This is a genomic window from Curtobacterium sp. VKM Ac-2889, assembly GCF_015350855.1.
GTDB lineage: Bacteria > Actinomycetota > Actinomycetes > Actinomycetales > Microbacteriaceae > Curtobacterium > Curtobacterium poinsettiae.
In genome coordinates this window covers 720981-732418 of sequence record NZ_JADKSC010000002.1, presented here as the reverse complement: position 1 = coordinate 732418, position 11438 = coordinate 720981, and the positions used below count along the sequence as shown (strand labels likewise).

The following is an 11438-nucleotide window of genomic DNA, read 5'->3' as shown; positions in this document are numbered from 1 at the left end:
CACCGGGCCTGACGTCCGCCGCGTGGGGGAGGCCCGCGCGACCGCCACGTGCGAGGATGACTCATGCCCGTCGTCGAGTCCCGCTGCGTCGTCCCGGTCGAGCCCGACGTGGCCTTCGCCGTCTCGCAGACACAGGGGGCGATCCGGAAGCGTTGGGACCCCTTCATCCGCCGCCAGCACCTGATGGACGGGGCCACCGTGCCGGCGAAGGGCGTCCGGACGTACACGGTGCAGCGGTTCGGGCTGGCGATGGAGAGCGAGTACGTCTCGTACCACCCGCCGTCGAACGTGGGGATGAAGATGACGAAGGGCTCGTGGTTCTTCGAGCGCATGGGCGGGGGCTGGCGCTTCACGGCGGCCGAGGGGCAGCCCGGACACACGCTCGCGGTCTGGCGCTACAACTTCACGTGCCGGCCGAAGTGGCTCGCGCCGATCGCCGAGCGAATCGGCGTGCTGGTGCTGCAGCGGGACATCGACCGGCGCATCCTGGGGTTCGCCCGCGGCTGCGAGGACCCCGTCGTCCTGGCCCACGTGGCCGCCCAGCGCGCTGCCTGACCGGACCTGCGAGACGTCGGGGTCCTGCAGGCCGAGTCGGTTCGGAAGACGCCGTCGTCGTGCGCAGACGCCGCCGAGTGCTCGACACGCCTCCGGATTCGGCGGCGTTTCGAGCGCAAGGCGGCGTCGAGCGATGACGACGGCGTGTTCAGGAGTGCCGAACCGAGCGAAAGGCACTTGCATCCTTCGATGGAACTCCCGCAGGTGCATCCCGAAGCCGGTCGTCCCCGAGCGCCCGGTTTCCTAGCGTCGTGTGCATGACGAACACCACCGAAGTCCGGCCCACCGCCGGCACCGCAGCCCGCGACCGAGGGGGTGTCCGCGGCCTCATCGCCCGGCACCCGCTCGTGTCCTTCTTCACCATGGCACTCGGCCTGAGCTGGCTCGCGTGGGTGCCGTACATCCTGTCCCCGCACGGCATGGGGGTGTGGGACATCCACTTCCCCGAGGTCCTGGGCAGCGGTCAGTTCACGGGCGTCCTGCCCGGTGCGCTCCTCGGCCCGTTGGGCAGCGCGTTCATCGTCACGGCGGTCGCCGACGGTCGCGCAGGCCTGCGCCGCTGGGTGGGGCGACTGTTCCGCTGGCGGGTCGCCTGGTACTGGTACGCACTGGCGCTCGTCGTCGTGCCGGCCCTGATCGTCGTGTCCGCGCTGCCGTTCGCCGGTGGTGACGTGCGGGCTCCCTCGGGCCTGGCCTTCGCCATGCTCGTGCCCGGACTGATCATCCAGCTGTTCTCGACCGGTCTGAGCGAAGAGCCCGGCTGGCGCGACTTCGCCCTGCCCCGCCTGCAGCACCGCTTCGGGGGCCTCGGTGCGGCGGCGATCCTCGGTCCGATCTGGGCGCTCTGGCACATGCCGCTGTACCTCAGCGACTGGGGCGGGTGGCCGAACGCGCACTGGAGCGAGCCCGTCGTGTTCGCCCTGTTCACCATCACCTTCAACGTGGTGATGATCCAGGTGTTCAACAAGACCCGCGAGAGCCTGCCCCTGGCCCTGCTGCTGCACGTCGGCGTGAACAACACGATCTCGACCCTGTTCCCTGAGATGTACCCGAGCATGACCGCCGGCACGCTGATGATCGGCCTGACGATCATGTCGACGATCGCCGCCGTGGTGCTGCTCGTCGCGACCCGTGGCCACCTGGGCTACGACCCCGCCCGACGCGCCCTGCCCCTCGACGCACCGGTCCCCACCCGCGCCCGCCTCGTAGGATCCAACGATGGCACCCGCTGAGCACGACGCGCTGCGCGTACCGGATGAGCCGGCCGCGCAGCCGGCCCAGCCGGCCAAGCCCGCGCAGCCAGCCCAGCCAGCCCAGCCGGCCCAGCCCGCGCAGTCAGCCCAGCCCGCGCAGTCGCCCCGACCCGCCCAGCGCGCCGGCCGCGTCGACGTCCTCGTCGCCCTCGGCACGGCCGTCGTCGCCCTCGGGCTGCTGCTCGGCCTGCCGCCCCTGGACAGCCTGGAACCGGACGGCCCCGCCCTGGCGCTGGGGGTCCCCGCAGTGTTCTCGGCCGCCTGGACCGTCCTGGCCCTCGGCCTGCTGGCCCAGTCCGCCGCCCTGCTCGCCGCCCGCCGGGCACCCCGCACCGCGCTGATCGTGGTCGCCGCACTCCCGGTGCTCGTCGCCGCGCTCGCCCCGCAGTCGTCCGACCTGTTCGGTCTGACCGCCCTGCCGGTGCTCGTCGGCGTCGTCGTCGCCGCACTCCGCGTGGCGCTGGCCCGCCTCTGGCCGACACTCGTGGTCGCCGCCGCCCTGGTGGCAGCCGGCAACGTGGTGCTCGCGCTCGCCGGTGACGCCACGACCGCCGTCTCCGGTTCGCTCGGGCAGGGCGTGCTGCAGGCGATCGGCGCGGTCGGCCTGCCCCTGCTGGTCACCCTGCTCGTGCAGTCCCGCCGCGAGGTCCGCGTCGCCCGCACCGCCGAGGCCAGCGCCGTGGACCGTGAGCAGGACGCCCTGGTCGACGCCGCCGTGTCCCGTGAGCGTGCCGCGATGGCCCGCGAACTCCACGACATCGCCGCGCACCACCTGTCCGGGATCGCACTGATGGCAGCGGTCATCGACCGGCAGATCGACGCGGACCCGGAGCGTGCCCACGAGGGTGCCCGCCAGGTGCGGGAGCAGAGCACCGCGGTGCTCGAGGACCTCCGCCGCCTGGTCGGCCTGCTCCGCGACGACGCCCCCGCCGAGCGTGCGGTCGAGACGGTCGCCGGGATCGTCGACCTGGCCGAACGCGCCCGGTTCCGCAGCGACGTCCGGCTCGACGTGCTGCCGGGTGACCGGCCGCTCGCCGACGGCGTCGGCCCGCTCGCGCAGCTCGCCGCCTACCGCACCGTCCAGGAGGCACTGGCCAACGCCGCCCTGCACGCCCCGTCCGCCCCGTGCACCGTCACCATCGACGACCGCGACGCGACCCGGGTGGTGATCCGGGTGGAGAACGCACCGGCCACCGTGCCGGCAGCGGGGACCTCTCCCTCGGGCGGCAACGGCCTGCGGGGGATGCGCGAGCGGGCGGACCTGGTCGGGGCGCGCCTCCAGGCCGGCCCGACCGCGACCGGCGGATGGCTGGTTGAGCTGGCGCTCGGCCGGGAGGCACCTGCCGCACCCGCGCAGGCCGCCGACGGCACCGGGGTGGTCGCGTGATCCGCGTGCTGGTCGCGGACGACCAGCCCCTGGTCCGAGCCGGGGTGTCCGCGCTCCTCGGCGCGGAGCCGGACATCGAGGTGGTCGGCGTGGCCGCCGACGGCGGCGAGGCGCTCGCGCTGGCGCGCGAGACGCGACCCGACGTCGCCTGCCTGGACATCCGGATGCCGGTGATGAACGGCATCGAACTCGCGCGGATCTTCTGCGCGCCGGACGCCGATCCGGCGATCCCGGCGCTCATGCTGACGACGTTCGACCTGGACGACTACGTGTTCGGGGCGCTCGAGGCCGGTGCCTCGGGGTTCCTGCTCAAGGACGCCGAGCCGGACACCATCGTCGACGCCGTGCGGCAGGTCGCCGCCGGCAACGGCACGCTCGACCAGGCCCTGACCCGGCGGGTGCTGCGGGAGTTCGTGTCGCGGCGGAGCCTGCAGCCGGTGTCCGGCGACCGGGCCGACGGCGTGCTGACCGCCCGGGAGCGGGAGGTCCTGCTGCTGCTGGCGCAGGGGATGTCGAACGAGGAGATCGCGGTGGCGCTCGTGCTCGAGGTGTCGACCGTCAAGTCGCACCTGGCGCGGATGCTGCCGAAGCTCGGGGTGCGGTCGCGGCTGCAGGCCGTGGTGTGGGCGTACCAGAACCGGATCGTGACGGTGCCGGAGCAGCCGTAGCCGACCCGGTGTCAGCTGGCTGCGGCGTCCGCCTGCAGGATGCGGTGTCAGCCGGCGGGCTGCGGCTCGGCGGCGCCGGGGACGACGAGTCGCCAGACGGCGGCGTTCCCGGCGTCGCCGGCGTCCCCGTCGTCGTCGGCGGGGGAGAGGTACAGGCGGAAGGTGCCCTCGTGGGCGAGGGGGTCGCCCTCGAGGTACTCGACCGGTTCGCCGCTCGTCTCGCACTCGTCCGAGGTGCTGATCACCTGGATCGTGTCGCCCGGCTTCGGACCCGAGGCGTCCTCGTCGCCCTTCGGGACGTCGGTGACCGTCGCCTCGTACACGTCGTAGATGCCCTGGAGCTCGACGGTCCGGTCGGTCTTGGTGACGTCGCCGTCGACGACCAGGTCGGCGGCGTCGCGGCGCTCGGCCGAGGTCTTCAGCGGGACGTAGTCGGCGCAGAACCCGGACTGCAGCGGCCCGGCCTGCGTGCTCGGACCCGTGGGGCCGGCGTCGTCGTCGCCGCTCGTCTCGGTGGCGCAGCCGGCCAGGGTGCCGCCGAGCACCACGACGAGTGCCACGACCGGTGCGATCCGTCCCCACTGCATGGGCCGAGTATGACCCACGCGACCCGTCGAGACCAGGGCGTTCGGCCCCTGTCCGGGGAACGCACGTTCCCGTTCGGGGGACTGGTCGCAGCGGCCACGGGCTGGTGCAGTGTCCGGATGCACATCGAGACGCCGCCGGTGACCAGCCCCGACGACCCCTCCCTGCGGGGCGAGGCCATCCTCGGGATGATCACGGCGCTGCGGTCCCGGCCCCTGCACGAGGTGACCCCCGAGGTCGTCGCGGCGGCGGCCGGGGTGGACCTCGATGCCGTGGCACGCACGTTCCCGAGCTGGGACGGTCTGCTGCTCGCGACGATCGACCGGTGGAACGAGGAGCGCACCGTGCCGCTCATGCCCCTGGCCGAGCAGCACGGCACCGTCCGGTTCCTGCGCGCGATCGTGGCGGACCCTTCGCTCATGCGGTTCCTGACGGCGACGCTGAACATCGCGGCGTCGCCCGAGCCGGGCACGATGGAGCCGGCTCGCGGCTCGGAGCAGCTGCTCGCGACCTCCGAGGGGCTGCAGCTGCAGTCCATGGTGCGGCCGGAGATGGACCTGCTCGAGGCCTTCGACCGCGCCGTGACGCGCCTGCGCGAGGGCTGGTCCCGCGCGTTCGTGCCGCCCGTGTGGGAGCTCGACCTGGTCCACTGACCCGCCCGGTGGCCCGACGGGTCACCCCACAGACCGAGGACGCTAGGGCGTCCGAGGGCAGACGCACCGTCTGCACGCGTCGCCGCACGATTCGGGTTCGAGCGGCGGCGCGTACCACCCCGTCCCGCGGCCCGCGGCCCGCGGCCCGCCTCACGCGTCCCGCGGACCCGCCGTCAGTCGGCGTGCAGCGCGAGCGGTCGTGCCGAGTCCACCTGGACCGGCTGCCGACGGATCGCGATCACCGTCACGTCGTCGTCGTGCGGCACCTCGTCGGCGCGGGCCGACAGGGCGAGCACGACCGCGTGCGGGTCACGTCCGGCGCGCGCGATCTCGGCCACCGCCTCGACGGTCTCCTCGAGCCCCTCGTACAGGTCGAGCACGCCGTCGCTGAACGAGACGAGCAGGTCGCCCGGCTCCAGGGTGCTCTCAGCCGTCACCCACTCCTCGCGGATGCCGAGCCCGAGCGGCATGTCCCCGGACCGGAGTCGGTCGACGTGCCCGTCGGCGCGCAGCACGAAGCTCAGCCCGTGCCCGGCGTCGGACCACCGGAGGGTGCCGTCGTCGGAGATCCGGGCGTGGAACAGCGTGGTGAAGGCCAGGTCGGGCCCGATGCCCTCGGCGCTCAGGCCGTCGGACGCCCGCTTCAGTGCCTCGGCCGGGTCGTCGACCGTCCGGGCGCTCCGGAGCGTCGACCGGACCGCTGCGGCGATCAGGCCGGCACCGACGCCCTTGCCCATGACGTCGCCGAGGCTCACCGCCACGCCGTTGTTGGTCTGGTACCAGTCGAAGAAGTCCCCGCCGACGCTCCGGGCGGGCAGGCAGGCACCGGCGACGACGACGTCCTCGGTGATGCGGCCCGTCGTCGTCGGGAGCAGGGAACGCTGGACCGCGGCTGCCCGGTCGATCTCGGCACGGACCTTGCCCTCGCGTGCTTCGGCGGACCGCAGGCTGCGTCGGGCCCGGCGGGAGAGCTCGTGCACGACGACGGCGACGGTGCCGAACACGACGACGAGGATGCCCAGGCGGACGAGTTCACTCGGGCCGGGCGCGTCGGACGGGGTCAGGACGTAGGGCGCGAGGATCACGAGCACGATGCCCGCGATCGCGAAGAGCACGGTGCGACGGCCCTCGAGCGACGCCCACCAGACCACGGGGAGCACCACGATCGCCGTGAACAGCGACGAGCCGGAGCCCGTCCCGGTGCGCAGCAGTGCGATCGTCACGAAGTCGACGGTGAGCAGGACCGGCACCAGCCAGGCGGCGCCGTGCACGAGCGCGGGGACGGCGCTCATCAGGGTCGCGACCACCGTGCACACCAGACTCGCCGCGAACAGGTGGTGGGCCGTGATCGGCAACGACGGCATCACGATGCTGAGCAGCGCAGACAGCGCCAACAGGCCGCTGATCGGAGCCTGACGGACGAGGGGGTTGTCGACGATGCTGGTTGGGCGAGTCATGCTCAGTGCAGGTTAGTGCTCCGCGACGGACGACGACCGCTGCTGACCCCTTCTGGGGACGCCAGCGTGGCCGATCAGCGCGGCCAGGTCGCGACGACCGCGACCGCGTTGAAGAGCACGTGCGCCAGGATCGCACCGCCGATGCGGTCGGTCATCGCCACGAGCGTGCCGGTGAGGACGCCGAGCAGGAACGTCGTCACGAACACCTGGAACCCGCCGAGCGTCGTGCCGCCGGCTCCGAGCAGCAGGTGGAGCAGCGCGAACAGGAGCGCCGTGACCAGCACCGCGAGGAACCGGGTGCGGGGCGTGAGCTCGGCGGCCAGTCGGCGCTGGAACAGCCCGCGGAACACCACTTCCTCGAGCACCGGGCTGACGACGACGATGCCGATCGCCGACACGAGCAGCAGCCCGACGTCCGGCGTGCCGAGGGTCGGTGCGGGGACCAGGCCGGTCGTCCCCGTGAACGACAGGGACAGGAACACGTCCACCACGCGGCAGATGATCACGATGCCGATCGCGAAGACCACGATCCCCAGGTCGAGCCGCAGCCGTGACAGCATCGCCGACCGCGGGGTCCGACGGAGCACCACGGCGGCGGCGATGACGAGCGGCACCCACACGGCGGCGTCCGCGGCGAGCACCTGCAGGACCGGCGACGGGATGCCCCCAGTCCGGGTGACCTGCCCGACGATCCGGGTCAGGATGACGGCGACGCCGAGTGCGACGAGGATGACGATGAGGTCCCGCTGCCGCCGCACGCTGGGCTCGATGGTGGTCTGGGCCGGCTCGGAGCGCATGGGGCCACCGTAGAGGACACCGCGCGCCGGATGGCGACTTCCCCCGAGCAGGACTCAAACCTGTGACACTATTTGTATGCCGTGCGCTGGGAGTACCCCGGCGTGCCTGTGTCGGGACCACAGGGACGGTTCGGATCGGGGAAGGCAAAGGCGTGGAACTCCGCGACTACATCACGGTGCTCCGCAAGGGTTGGGTACTCATCGTCGTGCTCGCCCTGGTGGGAGTGGCCGCAGCCGCAGGGTTCTCCCTGCTGAAGAAGCCGGTCTACTCGGCATCGGCGCAGGTCTTCGTCTCCACCGAGACGTCGGGCAGTGCCAGTGACCTGGCGCAGGGCAACACGTTCACCCAGCAGCGGGTGCTGACGTACTCCAACCTGGTGTCGACGCCGATCGTGCTGCTGCCGGTCATCTCGTCGCTCAAGCTCGACATGAACGCCGACCAGCTCGCGACGATGGTGTCGGCGACCGCGCCGACGAGCACGACGCTCATCGCCATCTCGGTCGAGGGCACCGACCCGGTGCAGGCCGCGAACATCGCGAACGCGACATCGCAGAGCCTGACCAACGTCGTGCAGGACATCGAGGCCACCGACGCGAGCGGCAAGAGCACCGTCAAGCTCACCCGCGTCAAGCAGGCCGACGTGCCGAGCGTCCCCGTCAGCCCGAACGTGCCCGTCAACGTCGCCCTCGGGCTGCTCGTCGGGCTCGCGCTCGGTGTCGGCATCGCCGTCCTGCGCCAGACCCTGGACAACCGGATCCGCACCGAACTCGACGTCGAGAAGATCAGCGACAAGCCGGTCGTCGGCGGGATCGCCTTCGACGCCAAGGCAGCCGAACGGCCCCTGATCGTGCAGGTCGACCCGCGCAGCCCCCGCGCCGAGTCGTTCCGCACGCTCCGCACGAACCTGCAGTTCCTGGACATCGGCACCGGTGCCCGCACCTTCGTCATGACGTCGTCGATGCAGTCCGAGGGCAAGAGCACCACCGTCGCGAACCTGGCGATCGCCCTGGACAGCGCCGGGTTCCGCGTCATCCTGATCGACGCCGACCTGCGCCGCCCCCGCGTCGCCGAGTACATGGACGTCGAGAGCAACGCCGGGTTGACCGACGTGCTGATCGGTCGCGCGGACCTGGAGGACGTCGCCCACCCCTGGGGTCGCGGCAAGCTCGTCGTCCTGCCCGCAGGCCAGATCCCGCCGAACCCGTCCGAGTTGCTCGGTTCGCGGGCGATGCAGGAACTGATCGACCTGCTCGAGCAGCAGTTCGACTACGTCCTGTTCGACGCCCCGCCGCTGCTGCCGGTCACCGACGCGGCGATCCTGGCGAAGAAGGCCTCCGGCGCGATCGTCGCCGTCGCCTCCGGGCAGACCCTGAAGGGCCAGCTCGCCGCTGCCGTCGCAACCCTCGAGAACGTCGGCGCACCGATCTCCGGCTTCGTCATCACGAAGATGCCCGTCAAGGGCCCGGGGGCGTACGGCTACGGCCGGTACGGCTACGGCTACAGCTACGGCCACGACGAGGACGACAACACCGTGACCACGTCGACGCACCCGCCGAAGCGCGCCGGCAAGAAGCTGGGCGTCCTGCGTCGAGCAGGACGCTGAACGGAGTCGAGGGACATGGACACTCGCCGGGGGACCCGAAGCCTCGGTCGTGCACTGCCACGGACCACACTGATCATCGTGGCCGTCGTGGTGGTGGCGCTGATCGTCATCGACGTCGTGCTCGTCGCACTCGCCCTGGGCCGTACCGCGCCCGAACAGAACGGACCGGCCGGTCCGATCCCGACCTTCACGCAGATGCCGGACGCGAGCGAGTCCCCGCGGGCCAGTGCGACCGCTGACGCGGATGCCGCGGGGACCAAGGAACAGGGCCGGCGCCTGTTGGCAGCCGTCGACGGTCAGGAGGCGTGGCGCGCGTCCGGCGGATCGTGCGGCGGCCCGCGGCCGGTGCTGGAACACTCCGTGGACGGCGGGGCGACGTGGGTCAAGGTGGGACTCGGGACGGATGTCGGATCGCTCATGGCGATCCGGGCCTCCAGTGCGGAGCTCTCGATCCTGGCGGGCGTCGGCGACGACTGCACCGCGACCGCGCGGACCAGCACCGACGCCGGTGTGACGTGGGCAGCCGGTGCGCCCGGCGCCGCCGGCGCCGGCATCAGCACCGACGGCGTCGTGCTCGCGAGCGGGACCGTCCAGGCGCCCTGCGCAGACCCCATCGACGCGTTCCAGGGCGACAAGACCTCGGTCGTCATCTGCGACGGCCAGCTCGAGTGGCGGACCGGCGAGGCAGCGTGGGTCGACGTGCCGCTGGGCGGCGTGCGCTCGGTCGGCGTCGACGGCGGGGAGTACACGCTCGCCCGTGTCGGCGCAGCGTCGTGCGACGGCGTGCAGATCGAGACCATGTCCGCTTCCGACGTGACGCCGTCGTCGTCCACCACGCCGATCGGCTGCGCCGACGGAGCCGACACCGACAACACCGTCACCATCGACCGCGCCGGGCAGGACGTGTGGCTGTGGGACGGCACGACCGTCCGGGTCTCGTCGGACGGTGGCGCGACGTGGTGACCGGACGGCGACCGTGACAGCGGACGCACTGCGCGCACCGCGACCGATCGGCGCCACGGACGAATGGAGCCGGAGCTACTCACGCCGTGTGCTCTTCACCGACCTGCTGGCCCTGATCTGGGTCGTGTTCGGTGTGCAGATCGCCTGGCTCGGGCTGAAGTCGAACCTGGCGACGAACACCGCCGACCTGCGGCTGAGCTACTTCTCGATCTCCATCGTCGTGATCGTCGTGTGGATGAGCGCGCTCGCCCTGTACGACACCCGCGGCGCACGCGTCATCGGCGTCGGCAGCACCGAGTACCGGCTCGTCGCGGACTCCAGCGTCCGGGTGTTCGGCCTGCTCGCGATCGCAGCGTTCCTGCTGCACGTCGACCTGGCCCGCGGGTACGTGCTCATCGCGTTCCCCATCGGGATCCTCGTCCTGCTGCTCTCCCGGTGGATCTGGCGGCAGTGGTTGGTCGCCCAGCGCCAACACGGTGTCTACTCGGCGACGGTGCTGCTCGTCGGCTCCCCGGCCAGCGTGCTGCACATCGGCCGCGAGCTCGCGCGTTCCCCCGAAGCCGGCTACCGCGTGGTCGGCGCCGTCGTGTCGACGAACCACCGCGGCCTGCTGGCGGGTTCGAGCATCCAGAGCCACGGCGGCTTCGACGACGTCGGCTCCGCGCTGCGTGAGACCGGCGCCGACACCGTCGTGATCACGAGCTCCGACGACCTGCCGCCGGAGCGCGTCCGCGAGCTCAGCTGGTCACTCGAGCCGGGGCGGCAGCACCTGGTCGTCGCGCCGAGCCTGACAGACATCGGCGGCCCGCGCATCCACACCCGACCGGTGCAGGGGCTGCCGCTCATCCACGTCGAGACGCCGACGTACTCGGGGCGCAAGCTCTACACGAAGCGTGCCTTCGACCTGATCGGCGCAGCTCTGCTCGTCGTCGTCCTGTCGCCGCTGCTGCTCGTGCTCGCCGTGCTGGTGAAGACGACCTCGACCGGTCCGGTCTTCTTCCACCAGGAGCGCGTCGGTCTGAACGGCAGCACCTTCCGGATGATCAAGTTCCGGTCGATGGTCGTCGACGCCGAGGAACGGCTGCAGGAGCTCAGCGCACTCGACCGGGCCGAGGGGAACGACGTCCTGTTCAAGATGCGGAACGATCCCCGGGTGACCCGTGTCGGCGGGTTCATGCGCCGCTACAGCCTGGACGAGGTGCCGCAGCTGTTCAACGTCCTGGCCGGCAGCATGTCGCTGGTCGGGCCCAGACCGCCGCTGGCGCGCGAGGTCGCCCGCTACGACACACACGTCCACCGTCGATTCCTCGTCAAGCCCGGGATGACCGGATTGTGGCAGGTGAGCGGTCGATCCGACCTGTCATGGGAGGATTCGGTGCGGCTCGATCTGTACTACGTGGAGAACTGGTCGTTGCTGGCGGACTTTGTGGTCTTGTGGCGAACGATGAAGGTGGTGCTTGCGAAAGATGGGGCATATTGATCTTCTGGACGACTCGCCACTGAAGGAACAGTGGCG

Annotated in this window: 11 protein-coding genes; 8 read left to right on the top strand and 3 right to left on the bottom strand. The window is 71.8% G+C overall.

The window, feature by feature from the left end; translation table 11 throughout:
- Positions 1-63 precede the first annotated feature (63 nt).
- From ITJ50_RS09275 to ITJ50_RS09260, 4 genes are all read left to right on the top strand, one after another.
- Entirely contained in the window at positions 64-555 is a 492-nt protein-coding gene (locus tag ITJ50_RS09275) for an SRPBCC family protein (protein WP_017886316.1), read from the top strand.
- 257 nt (positions 556-812) lie between these two features.
- Positions 813-1787, top strand: coding sequence for a CPBP family intramembrane glutamic endopeptidase (locus tag ITJ50_RS09270; protein WP_194590363.1), 975 nt, complete (start codon positions 813-815; stop codon positions 1785-1787).
- Positions 1774-3195, top strand: a complete 1422-nt coding sequence (locus ITJ50_RS09265; RefSeq protein WP_194590362.1) for a sensor histidine kinase — start codon at positions 1774-1776, stop codon at positions 3193-3195. The genes ITJ50_RS09270 and ITJ50_RS09265 overlap by 14 nt, the downstream gene beginning before the upstream one ends.
- Positions 3192-3863, top strand: a complete 672-nt coding sequence (locus tag ITJ50_RS09260; protein ID WP_017886312.1) for a response regulator — start codon at positions 3192-3194, stop codon at positions 3861-3863. The genes ITJ50_RS09265 and ITJ50_RS09260 overlap by 4 nt, the downstream gene beginning before the upstream one ends.
- Positions 3864-3910: 47 nt before the next feature.
- Here ITJ50_RS09260 and ITJ50_RS09255 read toward each other — a convergent pair whose 3' ends face one another.
- Positions 3911-4450, bottom strand: a complete 540-nt coding sequence (locus tag ITJ50_RS09255; RefSeq protein WP_194590361.1) for a hypothetical protein — start codon at positions 4448-4450, stop codon at positions 3911-3913.
- Between the two features lie 117 nt (positions 4451-4567).
- On the opposite strand from ITJ50_RS09255, the gene ITJ50_RS09250 reads away from it, so the two are divergent.
- Positions 4568-5101: a hypothetical protein gene (locus ITJ50_RS09250; RefSeq protein ID WP_194590360.1), complete on the top strand. Its 534-nt coding sequence runs from the start codon at positions 4568-4570 to the stop codon at positions 5099-5101.
- A gap of 173 nt (positions 5102-5274) precedes the next feature.
- On the opposite strand, the gene ITJ50_RS09245 is transcribed toward ITJ50_RS09250, so the two are convergent.
- Both ITJ50_RS09245 and ITJ50_RS09240 read right to left on the bottom strand, forming a co-directional pair.
- The gene (locus ITJ50_RS09245; RefSeq protein WP_194590359.1) at positions 5275-6558 is read right to left on the bottom strand and encodes a PP2C family protein-serine/threonine phosphatase; all 1284 of its coding nucleotides are present in this window, start codon (positions 6556-6558) and stop codon (positions 5275-5277) included.
- Positions 6559-6632: 74 nt separating this feature from the next.
- The gene (locus tag ITJ50_RS09240) at positions 6633-7355 is read right to left on the bottom strand and encodes a CPBP family intramembrane glutamic endopeptidase (RefSeq protein ID WP_042539123.1); all 723 of its coding nucleotides are present in this window, start codon (positions 7353-7355) and stop codon (positions 6633-6635) included.
- 152 nt (positions 7356-7507) lie between these two features.
- On the opposite strand from ITJ50_RS09240, the gene ITJ50_RS09235 reads away from it, so the two are divergent.
- The 3 genes from ITJ50_RS09235 to ITJ50_RS09225 all read left to right on the top strand — a co-directional run bounded on the left by ITJ50_RS09235 (position 7508) and on the right by ITJ50_RS09225 (position 11402).
- Complete coding sequence (locus ITJ50_RS09235) at positions 7508-8959, top strand: polysaccharide biosynthesis tyrosine autokinase (RefSeq protein ID WP_140448297.1); 1452 nt, start codon at positions 7508-7510, stop codon at positions 8957-8959.
- A gap of 78 nt (positions 8960-9037) precedes the next feature.
- Complete coding sequence (locus ITJ50_RS09230) at positions 9038-9922, top strand: hypothetical protein (protein ID WP_194590358.1); 885 nt, start codon at positions 9038-9040, stop codon at positions 9920-9922.
- On the top strand, positions 9906-11402 hold the full coding sequence (locus ITJ50_RS09225) for a sugar transferase (RefSeq protein ID WP_194590357.1): 1497 nt from the start codon (positions 9906-9908) through the stop codon (positions 11400-11402). Before ITJ50_RS09230 ends, ITJ50_RS09225 begins: the two co-directional genes overlap by 17 nt.
- Positions 11403-11438: the final 36 nt, after the last annotated feature.

What these genes read in the sequence shown, in the direction of transcription:
- ITJ50_RS09250 (WP_194590360.1), top strand. Translation starts at nt 4,568, where the DNA reads ATGCACATCGAGACGCCGCCGGTGACCAGCCCCGACGACCCCTCCCTG.
- ITJ50_RS09240 (WP_042539123.1), bottom strand. Translation starts at nt 7,355, where the DNA reads ATGCGCTCCGAGCCGGCCCAGACCACCATCGAGCCCAGCGTGCGGCGG.
- ITJ50_RS09255 (WP_194590361.1), bottom strand. Translation starts at nt 4,450, where the DNA reads ATGCAGTGGGGACGGATCGCACCGGTCGTGGCACTCGTCGTGGTGCTC.
- ITJ50_RS09270 (WP_194590363.1), top strand. Translation starts at nt 813, where the DNA reads ATGACGAACACCACCGAAGTCCGGCCCACCGCCGGCACCGCAGCCCGC.
- ITJ50_RS09245 (WP_194590359.1), bottom strand. Translation starts at nt 6,558, where the DNA reads ATGACTCGCCCAACCAGCATCGTCGACAACCCCCTCGTCCGTCAGGCT.
- ITJ50_RS09265 (WP_194590362.1), top strand. Translation starts at nt 1,774, where the DNA reads ATGGCACCCGCTGAGCACGACGCGCTGCGCGTACCGGATGAGCCGGCC.
- ITJ50_RS09275 (WP_017886316.1), top strand. Translation starts at nt 64, where the DNA reads ATGCCCGTCGTCGAGTCCCGCTGCGTCGTCCCGGTCGAGCCCGACGTG.